General features: G+C 60.2%; 16 protein-coding genes. 15 read left to right on the top strand and 1 reads right to left on the bottom strand.

Annotated features, from left to right (window positions below; translation table 11 throughout):
• The first annotated feature begins 17 nt into the window (after positions 1-17).
• On the top strand, positions 18-536 hold the full coding sequence (locus tag NH234_RS14790; RefSeq protein WP_085730862.1) for a GNAT family N-acetyltransferase: 519 nt from the start codon (positions 18-20) through the stop codon (positions 534-536).
• Position 537: 1 nt separating this feature from the next.
• Here the strand turns inward: NH234_RS14790 and NH234_RS14785 are convergent, their stop codons facing one another.
• Positions 538-1,503: a LysR family transcriptional regulator gene (locus NH234_RS14785; protein WP_085730861.1), complete on the bottom strand. Its 966-nt coding sequence runs from the start codon at positions 1,501-1,503 to the stop codon at positions 538-540.
• A 308-nt stretch (positions 1,504-1,811) separates the two neighbouring features.
• Between NH234_RS14785 and argH the strand changes: the two genes are divergently transcribed.
• The 14 genes from argH to NH234_RS14715 all read left to right on the top strand — a co-directional run bounded on the left by argH (position 1,812) and on the right by NH234_RS14715 (position 17,863).
• Positions 1,812-3,239 carry an argininosuccinate lyase gene (argH, locus tag NH234_RS14780; protein WP_085730860.1) on the top strand — a complete coding sequence of 476 codons (1,428 nt, stop codon included), beginning with the start codon at positions 1,812-1,814 and terminating at the stop codon, positions 3,237-3,239.
• A 61-nt stretch (positions 3,240-3,300) separates the two neighbouring features.
• Positions 3,301-4,179, top strand: a complete 879-nt coding sequence (locus tag NH234_RS14775) for an amino acid ABC transporter permease (protein WP_085730859.1) — start codon at positions 3,301-3,303, stop codon at positions 4,177-4,179.
• A gap of 10 nt (positions 4,180-4,189) precedes the next feature.
• Positions 4,190-4,954 carry an amino acid ABC transporter ATP-binding protein gene (locus NH234_RS14770; protein WP_064381510.1) on the top strand — a complete coding sequence of 255 codons (765 nt, stop codon included), beginning with the start codon at positions 4,190-4,192 and terminating at the stop codon, positions 4,952-4,954.
• Positions 4,955-4,993: 39 nt separating this feature from the next.
• Positions 4,994-5,818 carry an ABC transporter substrate-binding protein gene (locus NH234_RS14765; protein ID WP_085730858.1) on the top strand — a complete coding sequence of 275 codons (825 nt, stop codon included), beginning with the start codon at positions 4,994-4,996 and terminating at the stop codon, positions 5,816-5,818.
• 57 nt (positions 5,819-5,875) lie between these two features.
• Complete coding sequence (locus NH234_RS14760) at positions 5,876-6,724, top strand: polysaccharide deacetylase (RefSeq protein WP_367253205.1); 849 nt, start codon at positions 5,876-5,878, stop codon at positions 6,722-6,724.
• On the top strand, positions 6,717-7,607 hold the full coding sequence (locus NH234_RS14755; protein ID WP_367253204.1) for a polysaccharide deacetylase: 891 nt from the start codon (positions 6,717-6,719) through the stop codon (positions 7,605-7,607). The genes NH234_RS14760 and NH234_RS14755 overlap by 8 nt, the downstream gene beginning before the upstream one ends.
• A complete protein-coding gene (locus NH234_RS14750) occupies positions 7,604-8,956 on the top strand; it encodes an MmgE/PrpD family protein (protein ID WP_367253203.1) in 1,353 nt (450 codons plus the stop codon). Before NH234_RS14755 ends, NH234_RS14750 begins: the two co-directional genes overlap by 4 nt.
• Positions 8,957-8,972: 16 nt before the next feature.
• Positions 8,973-10,151: an MFS transporter gene (locus tag NH234_RS14745; RefSeq protein ID WP_367253202.1), complete on the top strand. Its 1,179-nt coding sequence runs from the start codon at positions 8,973-8,975 to the stop codon at positions 10,149-10,151.
• A 159-nt stretch (positions 10,152-10,310) separates the two neighbouring features.
• On the top strand, positions 10,311-11,006 hold the full coding sequence (locus NH234_RS14740) for an HPP family protein (RefSeq protein ID WP_367253201.1): 696 nt from the start codon (positions 10,311-10,313) through the stop codon (positions 11,004-11,006).
• Between the two features lie 357 nt (positions 11,007-11,363).
• Complete coding sequence (locus NH234_RS14735; RefSeq protein ID WP_367253200.1) at positions 11,364-14,180, top strand: cytochrome P450; 2,817 nt, start codon at positions 11,364-11,366, stop codon at positions 14,178-14,180.
• A gap of 2 nt (positions 14,181-14,182) precedes the next feature.
• Complete coding sequence (locus NH234_RS14730; protein WP_367253199.1) at positions 14,183-14,587, top strand: RidA family protein; 405 nt, start codon at positions 14,183-14,185, stop codon at positions 14,585-14,587.
• Positions 14,580-15,434 carry an alpha/beta hydrolase gene (locus NH234_RS14725; protein WP_367253198.1) on the top strand — a complete coding sequence of 285 codons (855 nt, stop codon included), beginning with the start codon at positions 14,580-14,582 and terminating at the stop codon, positions 15,432-15,434. Before NH234_RS14730 ends, NH234_RS14725 begins: the two co-directional genes overlap by 8 nt.
• Positions 15,435-15,601: 167 nt before the next feature.
• Positions 15,602-16,708 carry an enoyl-CoA hydratase/isomerase family protein gene (locus NH234_RS14720; protein WP_367253197.1) on the top strand — a complete coding sequence of 369 codons (1,107 nt, stop codon included), beginning with the start codon at positions 15,602-15,604 and terminating at the stop codon, positions 16,706-16,708.
• A 3-nt stretch (positions 16,709-16,711) separates the two neighbouring features.
• Positions 16,712-17,863, top strand: a complete 1,152-nt coding sequence (locus NH234_RS14715) for an acyl-CoA dehydrogenase family protein (protein WP_367253196.1) — start codon at positions 16,712-16,714, stop codon at positions 17,861-17,863.
• The last annotated feature ends 22 nt before the right edge of the window (positions 17,864-17,885 follow it).

Genomic DNA, 17,885 nt, shown 5'->3' with positions numbered 1-17,885 from the left:
CCTTCGGCAGTTCCCGCATGACATTCATTATTCGCCTCGCCCGGCCCGCTGACGCGGCCGCCCTCCCCGCCATCGAACGTTCGGCCGCCGAACTGTTTCGTCTCGACCCGAACCTGGCCTGGCTGGCCGACAGCGATGTACCCGACGCCGCGCAGCATTTACAGGCCATCGAGCAGGGACATGTATGGGTTGCAGACACTACTGTCGGACAACTTGCAGGTTTTTTAAGGGCAGTCGAAATCGACAACCAGTTACACGTCGAGGAACTGTCCGTCAGTCAAGACTTTCAGGGCCGGGGCATCGGTCGCAAGTTGCTGTTGGGCGTGATTGAACGTGCGCGATGGCAGCAACTTGAGGCAATCACCCTGACCACTTTCCGCGACCTGCCGTGGAATGCGCCGTTCTATCAACGCATGGGTTTTATCCCATTGAACGAAGTGGACGCCGGACCGCGTTTGATCGAAGTACTCAACGACGAAATCGCCTACGGTTTGCCCGGTGAGCGACGTTGCGCGATGCGATTGATGCTCGGCTGAATTACAGCGGCGCCTTCAGATCAACGCCCAACGCCTGAGCGAATGCCTTCACCAACGGACTGCGCACGGTGTTGTGACGCAGGATCAGATTGAACGGCGTGGCGATGTTGATTCGCTCCGGCAGCACCGCACGAAACTGCCCCGCCGCCACCAGTGTGGCTGCGTAATGCTGGGGCAGGAAACCTACGAAGCGCCCAGTCTTGATCAGCAGCGCCACAGCTTCGACCTGGGTCGCCGAGGCGGAAAAGCTGTCGTAGCGGGCAAAGTTGAGCTTGTCGCGATGGATTGCGTAGCGGTGGTTGATGCACTCGTAATCCTGCAGCACGTCGCTGTTCATTTGTGCTTCCGGCATGTCGAACAACGGATGGCCCACAGCGCAGTAAACCTCCGAACGTTCTTCATATAACGGGTAATAATCAAACTCTTCGCGCTTTTGATAGACCGGCACTATTCCCGCTACCAGGCGCCCTTCTACCACACCTCTTTCCACTTCATCCAGCTGGGTGGCCTGAAGTTGAAATCTTACTTTCGGAGATTCTTCATTTATCTTTTTAAGCGCAGCAACTAACGGCGAATTAAGGTCGCTGATCGTATTATCAATAACGCCCACTCCAAGGTCGCCGATAAGTTCATTCTGCGCTGAACTAAGCCGATCCCGAAAGTTGTCAACCGACGCGAAAAGATCAATCGACGCCTGATACACCAGACGCCCTTCCTCGGTCAGGTGAAACCCCTCGCGCCCCCGGGTACACAGGCGCATGCCGATGCGGATTTCCAGGTCGGAGATCTGCTTGCTGATGGCCGCAAGGCCCACGTTCAGCTCGTTTTGCGCGGCGCTGAAGCCTCCCGCCTCGACCACGGCCTTGAACACCTTGAGCAGTTTGAAATCCAGTCCGCTGAGGGCCAGTGGCGCTCGGTGAGCCGTTTTCAGCGGCGGGTTTCCGGAATTGGAAAGTGGGGTTTCCATAATGCTGATTTACCTCTGGCGCAATGTTCAACAATCTGTGTCCAACAACAAAAACATCGCCGACTAATAATAATGACCACAGAAAACAGGCCTTGGCAACCGCCAAAAAATCCCGAACATCAGTGCCAACTCACTGATCGCAAAACATTAAAAGCTGACACTTCGATCAGCTCTTGTCTCTTTGCAACTGCCCTCTTGAAAACTGCTTTGGCCTGATTCTGTCCGCTGCTGTCCGCTAAATAGTCAGCGCGATTTTCAGGGCCCAGCACACCGATTTCAGTTCGCGTTACCGACGAGGAAAACAACAAATGTCTCAAACCACCGACCGTCTCTGGGGTGCCCGTTTCAAAAGCGGCCCTTCCGCAGCCCTGGCGGCCCTGTCCCGTTGCCCCGAGCGCTATTTCCGCCTGACGCCGTACGACCTGGCCGGTTCCAAAGCCCACGCCGGGGAACTGCAACGTGCCGGCCTGCTCGATGAGCAGGAAACCCGCACGATGATCGAAGCCCTGGACGGCATCGGTGCCGATTTCGCTGCCGGGCGCATCGCCCCGACGATGGACGACGAAGACGTTCACACCTTCATCGAGCGCCTGCTGACCGAGCGCCTCGGCGCACTGGGTGGCAAGCTGCGCGCCGGCCGCTCGCGCAACGACCAGACCGCCAACGACCTGCGCCTGTTCCTGCGCGATCACGTGCGCACCCTGGCTGTGGAAGTGCTGGCCCTGCAAACGGCGCTGGTGGATCAGGCCGAGCAGCACGTCGAAAGCATCTGCCCGGGCTTCACCCACTTGCAGCAGGCGCAACCGATCGTGTTCGCCCATCACCTGCTGGCCCACGCGCAATCGATGTTGCGCGACGTGCAGCGCCTGGTGGACTGGGACGCTCGCACTTCGCTGTCGCCCCTCGGTGCTGCGGCCATGGCCGGTTCCGCCATCGCTCGCCAGCCGCAGCAATCGGCCAAGGAAATGGGCTACGCCGGGGTTTGCGAAAACTCCATCGACGCCGTGGCCAGCCGTGATCACGTCGCCGAGTTCCTGTTTATCGCCAGCATGCTCGGGATCAACATCTCGCGTCTGGCCGAAGAGTTCTGCCTGTGGTCGTCGCGCCAGTTCCGCTGGGTCGATCTCGACGACGCCTACGCTACCGGCAGTTCGATCATGCCGCAGAAGAAAAACCCCGACATCGCCGAACTGGCGCGGGGCAAGGCTGGCCGCCTGATCGGCAACCTGACCGGCCTGCTCTCGACGCTCAAATCCCTGCCGCTGTCGTACAACCGCGACCTGAGCGAAGACAAGAACGGCGTGCTCGACAGCGTCGACACCCTGCTGCTGGTGCTGCCGGCCATGGCCGGAATGGTTGCGACCATGACCGTCAACGTCGAGGAACTGCGGCGTCAGGCGCCGCTGGGTTTCACCCTCGCCACCGAAGTCGCCGACTGGCTGGCGGTGCGCGGTGTGCCGTTCAAGGAAGCCCACGAAATCACCGGAGCGCTGGTGCAAGCCTGCGAAAAACACGACCTCGAATTGTGGGAAGCCTCGCCGGCATTGCTGGCCGAGATCGACCCGCGCCTCACGGCAGACGTGCGTGACAGCCTGACCCTGGAAGCCGCCATCGCTGCCCGCAGCGGTTGGGGCGGCACCGCGCCACAACAGGTGCGCGAGCAGATCGGCCGCTTGAAAACCGCCCTCGCCGCACAGCAACAGTGGACCGAAAACTACCAGGGCTTCCGCCTCTGAGCCGGGTCCCCCTCCCACCGGGAGGGGGGTGATCGAAAAGTACAGTGTACGGAGAAACACCATGAGCCAGACTCAGGCAGAACGACTCCAGGCGGAGCGTAAACTGGCGGAAAACCAGTTCGACATTACCCAGTACCAGCACGTGCCACGGCGCTATTACGGGCGGATTTTCTTCGCCACCGTGATCGTCATCGCCATCATCGGCCTGGTGCGGGCCTTCGCCGAAGGCAAGATCGAATGGTCGTACATCGGCCAGTTCCTCACCTCCGAAGCAATCATGTGGGGCCTGTTCAACACGATCATCATGGCTGTGCTGGCCATGGCGCTGGGCATCGTGTTCGGGGTCATCACCGCCATCATGCGCATGTCGGCCAACCCGATCCTGCGCTACGTGGCGCTGACCTACACCTGGCTGTTTCGCGGTACGCCGCTGATTCTGCAACTGCTGTTGTGGTTCAACCTGGCGCTGATCTTCCCCACCATCGGCATTCCCGGCCTGTTCCAACTCGACACGGTGAGCCTGATGACGCCCTTCGTGGCCGCCCTGCTCGGCTTGAGCATCAACCAGGGTGCCTACACCGCAGAAGTGGTGCGTGCCGGTCTGCTGTCGGTGGACACCGGTCAGTACGAAGCGGCCAAGTCGATCGGCATGCCGCGCCTGCAAGCACTGCGCCGGATCATCTTGCCCCAGGCCATGCGGATCATCATTCCGCCGGTCGGCAACGAATTCATCGGCATGGTGAAAATGACCTCGCTGGCGAGCGTCATCCAGTACTCGGAACTGCTCTACAACGCCCAGAACATCTACTACGCCAACGCCCGAGTCATGGAGCTGCTGATCGTCGCCGGTATCTGGTACCTGGCCACCGTCACCGTCCTGTCCTTTGGTCAAAGCCGTCTGGAGCGTCGTTTCGCTCGCGGCGCCGGCAAGCGTTCTTGAGGAATCCGTCATGAGAAGCATCGTCAAGGCCGTGAGCCTGAACAAATATTACGACCAGTACCACGCGCTCAAGGACATCAACATCGAGGTCGAGCAAGGCGAAGTGCTGTGCATCATCGGCCCGTCCGGCTCGGGCAAGAGCACCCTGCTGCGCTGCGTCAATCAGCTGGAAAAGATCGACAAGGGCGGCCTCTGGGTCGACGGCGAACTGGTCGGCTACCGCGTCGTCGGGCACAAGCTGCACGAACTCAACGAGTCGCAGATCGCCCGCCAGCGCCTGGCCACCGGCATGGTGTTCCAGCGTTTCAACCTGTTTCCGCACATGACCGTGCTGCAAAACATCATCGAAGGCCCGTGTCAGGTCCTCAAGCGTTCGCCCAAGGAGGCGCACGAAGAAGCCCTGGAACTGCTGGCCCGGGTCGGCCTGGCCGATAAGCGCGACAGCTACCCGATTGAACTGTCGGGCGGTCAGCAGCAACGGGTGGCGATTGCCCGCGCCCTGGCTATGCGACCCAAGCTGATGCTGTTCGATGAACCCACTTCGGCACTCGACCCGGAACTGGTCGGTGAGGTGCTGTCGGTGATGCGCGATCTGGCGCAGACCGGCATGACCATGATCGTCGTCACCCATGAACTGGGCTTCGCCCGTGAGGTTTCCAACCGCATGGTGTTCATGGACGGCGGGCAGATCGTGGAGGCTGGAAGCCCCGAAGAAATACTAATAAGTCCGCAAAACCCGCGCACCCAAAGCTTCATTTCTGCCGTTCGAACCTGAGGCCCCTTTGGCCTTCACAACACACATAAGAGAACGTCCATGAAGAACTTCGTTATCCCAGCAGTACTCACCTCCCTCATGTCTTGCGGTTTCGCCGTGGCCGCCGACTTGCCGGCCAGCATCAAGGAGAAAGGCGAGATCGTCGTCGCGATCATGCCCAACTACCCGCCGATGGACTTCAAGGACCCGGCCACCAACAAGCTCACCGGTCTGGACTACGACCTGGGCAACGCCCTGGCCGAGCGCCTCGGGATCAAGATCAAGTGGCAGGAAACCGGCTTCGAGCAAATGATCAACGCCCTGACCACCGACCGCGTGGACATGGTCCTGTCGGGCATGACCGACACCGCCGAGCGTCAGGCCAGCGTGACCTTCGTCGACTACTTCACCAGCGGCCCGCAGTTCTACACCTTGCAGAAAAACACCGCGACCAACGAGATCATCGACCTGTGCGGCAAGAAAGTCGGCACCAGCCGCCGCACCACGTTCCCGGCAGAAATCGCCGCGTGGAGCAAGGAACACTGTGAGGCCGCAGGCAAACCTGCGATCAACGTGATTGGCACCGAAGGCTCGGCCGACGCCCGTGCCCAACTGCGTCAGAGCCGGATCGATGCGGCGATGCAGGGCAGCGAAACCCTGTCGTACCTCAAGACCCAGGAAAAGGACATGTACAAAACGGTCGGCCAGCCGATCTCCGTGCAGTTCACCGGGCTGGGTGTGAGCAAGAAGAAGCCTGAGCTGAGTGAAGCCGTGAAAGTCGCGCTGCAGAGCATGGTGGATGACGGCAGCTATAACGCGATCCTGAAAAAGTGGGATCTGGAACTGGGTGCGATCAAGGAAGTGACCATTAACGCCGGCAAGTAAACCGGTCTGCGCCGACCCAACCGGTCGGCGCCTTTTTCATGAACAGCCGGAGCGCCTTTGATGTCCTCCCTGCAACCCACCTGGCCCGACCAGCACAAAGCCTGCCTGGCCCTGGCCTTCGACCTCGACGGCCCGACCGGCGATGCCATGCTCAACAACTCGATCTGGCACAAACCCGAGTATTTCGGCTTCGGCGGCTACGGACCCTACCGCGCATTGCCACGCCTGCTGGATCTGCTCGACACCTTCAAGATCCCGACCACCTTCTTCGTCCCCGCGTGGGTCGTGGAAAACTGGCCGAAACAGTGCCAGGCCGTCGTCGAGCGCGGCCATGAGGTCGCCTACCACGGCTACAAACACGAATCCTTCTACGCCCTGACGCTGGACCAGCAGCAGGCCGTGATGAACAAGTCCCGCGACGTCTTCTGGCAATACCTGCACATCCGCGCCGAGGGCTTTCGCACTCCGTCCGGCGACTGGCGTGCCGAGACGCCAGCGATGCTGGCGGACAACGGCGTCATCTATTCCAGCAGCATGCGCGGCGATGATCGCCCGTATCTGGTCAACGTCCCCGGCCACGACACGCCCTTGGTGGAAATCCCCGGCCGCTGGGAAATGGACGACTACGCCTCCCTCGCCTACACCCGCGCACCGAACTTTCCTTCCGGGCTCGACCGCACCGCCAGCTACGAGCTGACCCTCGACAACTGGCAGCGCGAGTACGACGGCGCGATGGACGAAGGCCTGTGCCTGACCACCCTGTTCCACCCGAAAATCACCGGCAAACCGGGACGCATCCTGTTGTTGGAGAAACTCTTCGAACACATGCGCCAGCGCGATGACGTGTGGTTCGCCACCTGTCGCGACGTAGCACGCTGGTGGCTGAAGGAGCATCACCATGGCTGACGCTGACAATCTCTGGCCCGCCCGCAAACGCTGCGCGGTGGTGCTGACCGTCGATTACAACGACATCCACGGCATTCTCACCCAGGCCCCGGAAGTTGCCGGGCGCGACAAGACGTTGTCGGTGTGGCGCTACGGCACACAACGGGGTGTAGAGCGATTGCTCGGCCTGTTCAGGGAACTCGGGGTGCGCAGCAGCTGGTTCGTGCCCGGCATCGTCGCCGAGGAAAACCCGCAGCATATCGCCGCGATCCAGGCTGACGGCCATGAAATCGCCTGCGCCGGCTACCGCCATCAGGATTACGACACGCTGGATCTGGCAGCCCAAAGCGCGGAAATCGCCAAAGGCTGCGCAGCGCTGAAAGCAATGACCGGCGTGCGTCCGACCGGTTTCCGGATTCCTGCGGGTAACGGCGCACCGGGATTCATCGAAGCCTTGAAGGATCACGGCATCCACTGGTCGTCCTCATGGCGCGGCGATGACCTGCCGTTCCTTCATCCAACCGCGCCTGAAGTCGTCGAGTTGCCGCTGCATTACGAACTGGAAGACGAACCCTATTTCGCCTTCAACCTGAGCCCGGCCGTGCCGCCGGCGCAATCGCGGATCGCCTCCTACAGCCACACCCTGGGCAACCTGCAAATGGACTTCGCCGGATTTCACCGCTTCGGACTGTGCTACGTGCTGCGCCTGCACCCGGAAATCATTGCCACGCCGGGGCGCATCGGCGTGCTGCGCGAATTGCTGCAAGGCATTCAGCAGCATGACGACGTGTGGATCGCCACCGGCGCCGAAGTCGCGCAGTGGTGGGCGCAAACGGCGGCGCCGGTCGCGCAGGATCACCCAGCGTCAGTGTATGAACGCCACTATCGGGACTACCTCGTATGACCGAACGCATGCAGCGGCTGGCACAGTTTTGCGCCGAGACCCGGTTTGAAGATCTGCCCCCAGCGTTGGTGGAACAGGCCAAGCGACACATTCTCGACACCTTCGGCGCAGCGCTGGCCGGGGCCGACAGTGCGGTGGCGCTCCAGGCTCGGCAGGTGTTCGGCGCCGAACCGGGCACCGCACTGGTCTGGGGTACAACACTGGGCGTCGGTGCGGGGCACGCCGCATTGCTCAACGGTATCGCCGCCCATGCGCTGGAACTGGACGACACCGGCGGTTGCGATCATTCCGGCGCGGTGGTGCTGCCGGCGGTGATGGCGGCGCTGTCACTGGTGGATCGCCCGGTGGACGGTCGCGAGTTCATCACTGCTGTGGTGATCGGCTATGAAATCGGCCGGCGGGTGCTGGAAGCCTGCGGCAGTTATGCGGCGCACAACAGCGCCGGTTGGCACTCCACCGCCACCTGCGGCGTGTTCGGCGCGGCCGCGGCCTGTGCGCGGATCTTTGCGCTGGATGTCGGGCAAACGGTGTCGGCGCTGGGCATCGCCGGCAGTTTCAGCGGCGGGTTGTGGGCGTTCATCCACGACGGTTCGCAAAGCAAGAAACTGCACAGCGGACGCGCTGCCGAAGGTGGTCTGCTCGCGGCGCGTTTTGCTCGCGAAGGCGTCAGCGGGCCGTCGGTGTTGTTCGATGATGTCTGGGGGGGATTTCTCAAGACTCTCGCGCCGGGTAGCGCGCAACCGGATGCATTGGACGCCGGGTTGGGACAGGTCTGGAAACTCGCGCGCTGTTCGATCAAACCCTACGCCGCCTGCCGTGGCACCCATTCGGCGATCGATGCGCTCGGTTTGTTGCTGGAGCAATTGCAGGTCGGCGCCGATCAGGTGGAAGACGTCCAGGTGAACCTGTGCGGGTTTCTGCTCGACATGTGTGGCGGTCGCGACACCCGCAGCCTCGCCGCCGCGCAGATGAGCCTGCCCTACGCCCTCGCCGCGCGACTGGTGCACGGGCACTGTCGACTCGAGGCTTACGATGAGCAGCCGCGCAACGATCCGCGCATCGCTCAATGGCTGACGCGCATTCGCCTTGAAGTGGATGAGCGACTGTCGGAGGATGGCGAGCCGGTGGTCATTGTTCGAACCCGCGACGGGCGTGAGGCGAGCCTGTGCGTCGAGGTGCCGCTGGGTGCGCCGGGCAATCCGCTGAGCGAGGCGGCGCTGGAGGAAAAGTTTTTCAGTCTGGCGTTGCGAGTGATTTCACCGGTCAAGGCCGAACCGCTTTTGGCGCAGCTGTGGCAACTGCAAACGCTGGATTCCGTGCGCGATCTCGAGCACCTGTTAACCGAATAAGGACATTTGATTTTCCGTGGCCACCTACTCGCTCGTTATCCGCCGTCTGATGATCGTTTCGTTGACCATCGTCGTCAGCCGTGCCATCACCAGCCCTTTGCTCACGCTGTTTTTGAGCAACAAGCTCGGCCTCAACCAACAGGACGTCGGGTTGTTGTTGGGCATCGCGGTGTTCATCGCCACCCTGCTTGCGCTGTACGGCGGCTACATCATCGATCGACTCGAGAAGCGTCGGTTGCTGATTCTGGCGATGCTCTCCAGCGCCATCGGCTTCGTGCTGCTGACCTTCGCCAAAGACCTGTACCTGACGACCGCCACCCTGGTCATCACCGAAACCGCTTCGGCGCTGTTCCTGATCGGGTCCAAGGCGATCCTCAGTGAAAACCTGCCCATGGGTCAGCGGGCCAAGGCGTTTTCCCTGCGCTACACCCTGACCAACATCGGCTACGCCACCGGCCCGATGCTGGGTGTGGTGATCGCCGGTGTATACCCGATTGCGCCGTTCCTGATTGCCGCCGGCATAGCCTTCGGCAGCATCTTCCTGATGATCGGTATTCCCAGGGACGCCAGCCCGGTTGCCGCCATCAGCCAGCCGCAAAGCTTCCTGAAAACCCTGATTACCCTGAAAAACGACCGCACGCTGATCATGTTCACCTTCGGTTGTTTGCTCAGCACCGTGGTTCACGGGCGTTTCACGCTGTACCTGTCGCAATACCTGCTGGTGGTCGAAGACTCGCAACGCGCGTTGCAAACCATGGCCGCCCTGCTCGCCTGCAACGCCATCGCGGTAATCCTGTTGCAATACCAGATCGGCCGCTTTCTCAACCGGGAAAAACTGCGCTACTGGATCGCCGCCGGCACCAGTCTGTTCATCCTCGGCCTGATCGGCTTCAGCCTGGCCGACAGCCTGGTGACGTGGTGCATCGCGATGTTCATCTTCACCCTTGGCGAGATGATCATTTATCCGTCGGAGTTCCTGTTCGTCGACACCCTGGCCCCGGAAGAACTGCGTGGTAGCTATTACGGCGCGCAGAACCTCGCAGCGCTTGGCGGCGCGTTGAGCCCGGTGATTTGCGGCTTCCTGTTGATGCACACGCCGGCGCCTACCATGTTCTACGCGCTCAGCGCGCTGACCGCGATGGGCGGGTTTCTGTGCTTCATGAGCGGGCAGCGGGTGGCTTTACTTCACAAATAATGCACTGAAGATGCATTTATATGAATTTGTCAGCATCATGATTGCTTGGCACACTGTGCACGTTCCTCCCCCAATAGTTGGAACGCTTCGAAGGACTTTCCGGGTTGACGGACAAGTCCTTTTTTTTGCCTTCGGTTTCCCCAAGAGGATCGGTTCTTCATGCTCGCTCGCTGGTTGCCCGCTGCCATCAACACCCGCCCCACCGAATGGAGCCGCGCCGCGATCGGCATGGCCCTGGGCACGTTGTTCAGTGTGTGGGCATGCAGTCAGGTGTTCGGCATTGAAGTGGCCTACCACCTGATCGGTCCGCTGGGTGCTTCGGCGGTGCTGTTGTTCGCGGTGTCCTCCGGCGCCCTCGCCCAGCCGTGGTCGATCATCGGCGGCTACCTGTGTGCGGGCGTCGTCGCGTTGCTGGTGGCCCACGTCCTCGGACGAACCTTGGGCAGCGCGTGCCTCGCGGCAGGCATGGCGCTGATCCTGATGTGCTGGCTGCGCTGCCTGCATCCACCGGCCGGCGCGGTGGCATTGACGATGGTGCTGGCCGATCCGATGACCATCGCCATGGACTGGAAAGCCCTGGAACCGGTGATGCTCAGCGCCGCGTGCATGCTGCTGGCCGCTTTGGCCTACAACAACCTGACCCGCATCCGCTACCCGAAGCGCCCCGCCGAACCTGCGCCGGCCGTGGCGCCGGTCGACAATCAGGCCATCACCGCCGAAGACCTGAAACGGGCGCTGGCCGACATGGAAGCATTCATCGATGTCACGCCGGAGGACCTGGAGCAGTTGATTCATGCCAGTGAGTTGCATGCCAAGCGGCGGAGCATCAGTGAAGTGCTTAGTGGTCGCGGGTAAAACGTGATCCGACCGAAGGTTATCGAACGTCCTTGCCAAGACATGACCAACGACTACCTTTCAACTTTGTACCGCACAGATCTGTCTGCCTTTCACTTTGAAGTCTGGCCCGCTGTAATGTCCAGTAGCGATGACATCGGTAGTCTGGCTATAGGAAAACGCTCAATGCCGTTGAGAAGCGAGCTGGCTTTGCGCTTTGACTGAACCGTTATTTTCCTCAAACACCGCATTTCTGCGTAATCAGCAGTCCGCCCAAATGCCCCGCCTGTAGCAGGCGGGCAAGTGTGTTTTTCGCCAGCTCCGCGAATCTGGTGGTTTTCGAATCCATGGTTTCGAAATCTGCGAGAGGAACGTTTCATGAGCGACCCACTACTGCATTTACTGCAAACACCCCTTTTCGACCCCGGGAAGCGTCATCGCCTGTCGCTGCGCGCATACATGGATCTGAATATCGATCGTATGCGCGCGATCATCGGCAATGGGCTCATGACCAATGACATGTGGCTGGGCCAGCGCTATAAGTCCGCTTTCAGGTTGATGCTTGAGCGAGCAGCGTTTATCGGCGCCTGGGACTATTCATTGCTTGCCTGCATCGTCGACCACTTCATTGCCGGCGATGCATTGTTTGCCCACGGCAGTCAGCTTCAGACCGCGCAGTACCACCAAGAAATCTGCGAGTTGGGTGCGGTCTACGCTTTCGGCTGCACGGAGATCGTCAGCGGCTCCGATGTCGGCAACCTGCAAACCACAATCACCTATGACCCGCAAAACCATTGCCTGATTCTGAACTCTCCCACACCGCAGTCCTGCAAATTCTGGATCGGCAACGCATTGCACGCAGCAGGGGTGGTAATGGTGCTGGGACGTCTGATCGTCAATGACGTGGACGAGGGGTTGCATTGGTTCCGGGTACGAATTCGCGAGAAAGCGAACGGTCCACTCCTGCCTGGTGTCAGCGTTACCTCCTGCGATCCCAAGGGTGGCATTCACGCCAATCAAGTTGCCGGCATCCGTTTTTCTGAAATGAAGCTATCGCCGGACGCGATGATGCAACGCTATGCCAGGTTATCTCCCGACGGTGTTTTCACCAGTGAGGTTCCACGAAAGGAACGCCTGACATGTGCGATGCAGACCTTCATTCAGGAGCGACTTTTCCTTATCGCTGGCGCACGTGGTGCCGCCGGTATGTGTGTTTATCTGACGTACCGCTTCGCTTGCCATCGTTTGGTCAGGGCTGACGACAACAACCAACCTCTCCTCACCAGGCCTCTGTTTCGACAGCGACTTTATGTCGAGCAACTCAAAGTCTTGGCCTTGAGGTTGCTGGAGCATGCAGTGCTGGCGCGATTCGAAGCGTGCTGGCATCAGCCGTCCCGCAGAACAGAGCTGCATATCCTCGCGGCCATCGTCAAAAGCACCGGCACATGGCTGGGACTTGAGGTCATGAGGGCATGCAGAGAATTATGTGGTTCGCAGGGATTTCACCATGACAATCAAATCATCACCTTGTGCATGGATCACGAGATCAGCACGACCTTCGCAGGCGATAACAACGTCCTGTGCTGTCAGGTTGCACGGGACGCCATAAACCGGCCACGGTTTGCCAGCGAAAACATCGCCCAACGGATTGAATCGCAGATTGTCGATCAGTGCCGCAATGCCGGTGAGTTCACCCATCGCCAGGCGGTTGCGCTCACCTGCGCCCGCGCGCTGGATCTGATAATCGAAGAAGGCAAACGCCATTCGCTAGTGTCAGCCGAGACACTTCAGGACATCGTCGGTGTCTTTTCCTCGAAACTTTATGACTGGGGGCTCGTCGTAGGCACCGAGCTGGAGCGACACTCCACCAAAGCTCAATTGCTCTTGATCAACAAGCTGCTCAAACCACCGTCAGAGCTGGTGAGCGCCCCCATCGGCAAAAAGGATTACGTAAAGCGCTTCACAAAACCGCTGTACGACAATGAGCCGAATTTCTCGAACCGCAATACGATTCGCAATCCTTACAAGGCCTACGCCTGGCTACGGGAAAATCGGCCGGTCTATTGGTGCGAACATTTGCACGCCTGGTTTCTGACCCGCTATAGCGATGTCTTCGCCGCACAGGCCGATTCCCGGCGATTCTCTTCAGACCGCATGCAACAACTGATTGATTCCCGGGTGCCTGGAAACAAACGCATGCACGTAACCGAATTCATCAAGCTGGCGTCCGGATGGATGTACTCCCAGGATGGCAAGTTTCACAAAGCCAGCCGTCAGTTACTGGGTAATGCCTTCACACCGCGCTCCATCGAGTCCTTGCGGACGGTCATTCAAGACATCACTGATCGAGAACTGTCAGGTTTACACGGGCAGACCGATTTGAAAACCGGGTTTTTTGACCGGATTCCGGCACTGATTCTGGCCAGGCTGTATGGCATGGAAGATGACGAGGCGTTGAATCTTCGGCGCTGGACACGAGACATCGTGATGTTCCTTGGCGGCAGCCAGGACGCGGATCAAGGACCGGAGCAGGCCATGGAAGGTATCAAGGAGATGTACGCCTGGTTCGCTGTTCTCATTGAACAACGGCGCAGGCAACCCAGGGATGATCTCGTGAGCCGGGTACTGGAGAGTGGTCAGAACAGCGCCGCCAGTCTCGATGAAGTGCTGGCACAGATCGTGTTCATTCTGGTGGCGGGCTACACCACCAGCGCAGACCAGTTGAGCCTCGGCCTGTTGCATTTGCTGAAGCATCCCGGACAACTCAAGACTCTGTTGGCAGACCCGACATTGATTGGCTCATTCATTGAAGAAATGCTGCGCTTCGATCCTGCCGGTTCTCTGAGCCATAGGGTGCTCATGGAGGACGTCACCATCGGCGACGTCACGATGAAAAAGGGACAGCTGGTTTATCTGGTCCGGGCCGCCGCCAATCGTGACCCGACAAAATTCCCCGATCCCGATAACTTCGATATACGTCGACCAAGGAACGAACACCTGACGTTCGGGAGAGGTGAACACTTCTGCATGGGCACGGCGCTGTTCCGGCTTGAGGCCGAGATCGTGTTCACCTCGCTGTTGAAACGTTTTCCCCACTTGCACCTCATCGCACGCCGGCCTGGCACGTGGCGAAACAACAACCTGCAATTCCGGGGTTTGAAGACGCTTCCGGTCGATCTGGGACAGGAGTCTTAACCATGAAATTCAAACGTGTTTATTCCGGAGCACCTTGGGAACGCCTCGCCGGTTACTGCAGAGCCGTGAAGGCCGGCAACACTATTCTGGTCGGAGGTACGGTGGCATTTCGCAAGAACGGCAAGCCCTTCAAGCCCGGTGATGCCTATGCCCAGACACGGCGATGCCTGAAAATCATCGAACAGGCGCTGAAACAACTGGGTGAAGATCGTAGCCGCATCATTGCCACACGCATGTACACCACCAACATGGATCTCTTGCCAGAAATCGCGCGGGCGCACAAAGCGTTTTTCGAAGGGTATCCACCGACGACAATGCTGCTGGAAGTCTCTCGACTGGTCAGCCCTGAATACGTTATCGAGATCGAGGCAGAGGCCCGTTCGGGCAAGGGTTGCGGCCATGAATGAAACCTCGTTGACTGTAGAGGACACCAGAACGGCGCTGCGTCAGGCGCAAGTGACCTGCGTTCATGATCTGGCGATTGAAAGCCAGGGCCGGTCACTGCCGCTGCGCCTATACACGCCACCCGGCAAGGGGCCGTTTCCCGTGCTGGTTTTCTTCCACGGCGGTGGCTGGGTCACGGGAGACCTGGACACCCATGACGGGTTCTGTCGGTTGATGTGTGAGTGGGCCGGTTGCAAAGTGGTTGCCGTTGATTACGCCCGTCCTCCGGAACACGTGTTTCCGGCAGCTCTGGAAGACTGCTGGACAGCTTTCAAGTGGGTGACGCGACAAGGCGCCGGTTCCGGACTGGACTCTTCAGCAATTGCAGTCGCAGGAGGTGGCTCAGGAGGCGGGATGGCCGCCGTTATCAGCCAGCGCGACACTGAATGTGACAGACCACGTATCTGCTTTCAGTTGTTGCTTTATCCTTTGCTCGACTGCCACACGCGCCGACGCTCCCACACAAAGTTCGCGCAAGGGCGTGGGCTGACCACAGACATGCTCGAATGGTACCTCGGTCACTATCTACCGCCCGGAACATCTCGAACGGATACACGGCTATCTCCTCTACTCAGCGCGTCGCTGCATGGATTGCCTCGGACACTGATCATCACCTGCGGACATGACGTTCTGCGTGATGAAGGCCGTGCCTACGCTGCACAACTGCGCAAAGCAGGTGTCACAGTAAAACACAAAGAGTTTTCGGGCATGCGCCACGGCTTTATGAACTACCCCGCCGCCCATGAAGAAGCCAGACGCGCCCTGCTGTTTTGCGCCCGGACCCTTCAGGCACAGTTCTGCGGTAAATGACGGCCGGGACGGGAATCAACGTCCGCAAGCGGCCTTCCGGGCCAAGCAAAAATGCAGACACCCCATGCACATATCCCCGTTGTACACGGCAAATTTGCACTGTTACGATCCGCTAACGCCCGCGCGCGGGCTTCTCGAATAAAGACAATAAAAGCAGGGAGTTAGTGATGACTGCTCAGGCTTCATCCCCGCGGACTTCGTCCATGGATGCCACGCCACACGAAGTGCTGGCCGAGGTTCGCAATCACATCGGTCATCTGACCCTCAACCGCCCCGCCGGCCTCAATGCCCTGACCCTCGACATGGTGCGCCAGCTCCAGCAACACCTGGACGCCTGGGCCGCCGATGCCGATATCCACGCCGTCGTGCTGCGCGGTGCCGGCGAGAAAGCTTTCTGTGCCGGTGGCGACATTCGATCCCTGTACGACAGCCACAAAAGCGGCGACACGCTGCACGAAGATTTCTTCGTCGAGGAATACGCCCTCGACCTGACGATCCACCATTACCGCAAACCGGTGTTGGCGCTGATGGACGGTTTTGTCCTCGGCGGCGGCATGGGCCTGGTGCAAGGCGCCGATCTGCGGGTGGTCACAGAGAAGAGCCGTCTGGCGATGCCGGAAGTGGCGATCGGCTATTTCCCGGATGTCGGTGGCAGTTATTTCCTGCCGCGGATTCCCGGCGAGCTGGGGATTTATCTGGGCGTCAGCGGCGTGCAGATCCGTGCGGCGGATGCGCTGTATTGCGGCCTCGCCGACTGGTATCTGGACAGCAGCAAACTCGGCATCCTCGACGAACAGCTCGATCACCTGGAGTGGCACGATACGCCGTTGAAGGATCTGCAAAACCTGCTGGCCCGCCACGCCGTGCAAACCCTGCCGGATGCGCCGCTTGAAGCCTTGCGCCCGGCCATCGACCACTTCTTCGCCTTGCCTGACGTGCCGAGCATCGTCGAGCAACTGCGCGCCGTGACCGTCGCCGACAGCCATGAATGGGCAACCACCACTGCCGACCTGCTGGAAACCCGTTCGCCGCTGGCCATGGGCGTGACCCTGGAAATGCTGCGTCGCGGCCGGCACCTGAGCCTGGAACAGTGCTTCGCCCTCGAACTGCATCTGGATCGCCAGTGGTTCGAACGCGGCGACCTGATCGAAGGCGTGCGCGCCCTGCTGATCGACAAAGACAAATCACCACGCTGGAACCCGCCGACCCTTGCCGCGTTGCACGCCGAGCACGTCGCGAGTTTCTTCCACGGTTTCGCAGAGAGCGGGAGCTGAGCCATGCACGATCTCGAATTGACTGAAGACCAGGTAATGATCCGCGACATGGCCCGGGACTTTGCCCGTGGCGAAATCGCCCCTCACGCCCAGGCCTGGGAAAAGGCCGGCTGGATTGATGACGGTCTGGTGGCGAAGATGGGCGAACTCGGCCTGCTGGGCATGGTGGTGTCGGAAGAATGGGGTGGCACTTACGTCGACTACGTGGCCTATGCGCTGGCGGTGGAAGAGATTTCTGCCGGTGACGGCGCTACCGGCGCGTTCATGAGCATCCACAACTCGGTGGGCTGCGGGCCGGTGCTCAACTACGGCAACGAAGAACAGAAACAGACCTGGTTGGCGGATCTGGCCAGTGGCGCGGTGATCGGCTGCTTCTGCCTGACCGAGCCCCAGGCCGGCTCCGAAGCGCACAACCTGCGCACCCGCGCCGAACTGCGCGACGGGCAATGGGTAATCAACGGCGCCAAGCAATTTGTCAGCAACGGCAAGCGAGCGAAACTGGCGATTGTGTTTGCGGTGACTGATCCGGATCTCGGCAAGCGCGGCATCTCGGCGTTTCTGGTGCCGACCGATACGCCGGGTTTCATCGTCGACCGCACCGAACACAAGATGGGCATTCGCGCCTCCGACACCTGCGCGGTGACGCTGAACAATTGCAGCATTCCTGAAGCGAATCTGTTGGGTGAACGCGGTAAAGGTTTGGCGATTGCCCTTTCCAACCTTGAAGGCGGACGCATCGGCATCGCGGCGCAAGCATTGGGCATCGCCCGTGCGGCGTTTGAAGCAGCGCTGGGTTATGCCCGTGATCGGGTGCAGTTCGGCAAGGCGATTGTCGAGCACCAGAGCATCGCCAACCTGCTGGCCGACATGCAGATGCAGATCAACGCCGCGCGCCTGATGATCCTGCATGCGGCGCGGCTTCGCACGGCGGGCAAACCGTGTCTGTCGGAGGCTTCGCAGGCCAAGCTGTTTGCTTCGGAGATGGCTGAAAAGGTGTGCTCGTCAGCGATTCAGATTCATGGCGGGTATGGGTATCTGGAGGATTACCCGGTGGAGAAATACTACCGGGATGCGCGGATTACCCAGATCTATGAGGGGTCGAGCGAGATACAGCGGATGGTGATTGCTCGGGAGTTGAAGAACTACCAACTCTGATTGGGCGCCCCCACGCAATGCG

The organism is Pseudomonas sp. stari2 (assembly GCF_040760005.1).
Taxonomy (GTDB): Bacteria; Pseudomonadota; Gammaproteobacteria; order Pseudomonadales; family Pseudomonadaceae; genus Aquipseudomonas.
The sequence above is the reverse complement of the archived record's forward strand: the minus strand, read 5'-3'. Positions and strand labels throughout refer to the sequence as shown.

Coding starts and splice junctions, on each gene's coding strand:
- NH234_RS14735 (WP_367253200.1), top strand. CDS start 11,364: ATGAGCGACCCACTACTGCATTTACTGCAAACACCCCTTTTCGACCCC.
- NH234_RS14775 (WP_085730859.1), top strand. CDS start 3,301: ATGAGCCAGACTCAGGCAGAACGACTCCAGGCGGAGCGTAAACTGGCG.
- NH234_RS14755 (WP_367253204.1), top strand. CDS start 6,717: ATGGCTGACGCTGACAATCTCTGGCCCGCCCGCAAACGCTGCGCGGTG.
- NH234_RS14720 (WP_367253197.1), top strand. CDS start 15,602: ATGACTGCTCAGGCTTCATCCCCGCGGACTTCGTCCATGGATGCCACG.
- NH234_RS14785 (WP_085730861.1), bottom strand. CDS start 1,503: ATGGAAACCCCACTTTCCAATTCCGGAAACCCGCCGCTGAAAACGGCT.
- NH234_RS14725 (WP_367253198.1), top strand. CDS start 14,580: ATGAATGAAACCTCGTTGACTGTAGAGGACACCAGAACGGCGCTGCGT.
- argH (WP_085730860.1), top strand. CDS start 1,812: ATGTCTCAAACCACCGACCGTCTCTGGGGTGCCCGTTTCAAAAGCGGC.
- NH234_RS14715 (WP_367253196.1), top strand. CDS start 16,712: ATGCACGATCTCGAATTGACTGAAGACCAGGTAATGATCCGCGACATG.
- NH234_RS14790 (WP_085730862.1), top strand. CDS start 18: ATGACATTCATTATTCGCCTCGCCCGGCCCGCTGACGCGGCCGCCCTC.
- NH234_RS14730 (WP_367253199.1), top strand. CDS start 14,183: ATGAAATTCAAACGTGTTTATTCCGGAGCACCTTGGGAACGCCTCGCC.
- NH234_RS14765 (WP_085730858.1), top strand. CDS start 4,994: ATGAAGAACTTCGTTATCCCAGCAGTACTCACCTCCCTCATGTCTTGC.
- NH234_RS14740 (WP_367253201.1), top strand. CDS start 10,311: ATGCTCGCTCGCTGGTTGCCCGCTGCCATCAACACCCGCCCCACCGAA.
- NH234_RS14750 (WP_367253203.1), top strand. CDS start 7,604: ATGACCGAACGCATGCAGCGGCTGGCACAGTTTTGCGCCGAGACCCGG.
- NH234_RS14770 (WP_064381510.1), top strand. CDS start 4,190: ATGAGAAGCATCGTCAAGGCCGTGAGCCTGAACAAATATTACGACCAG.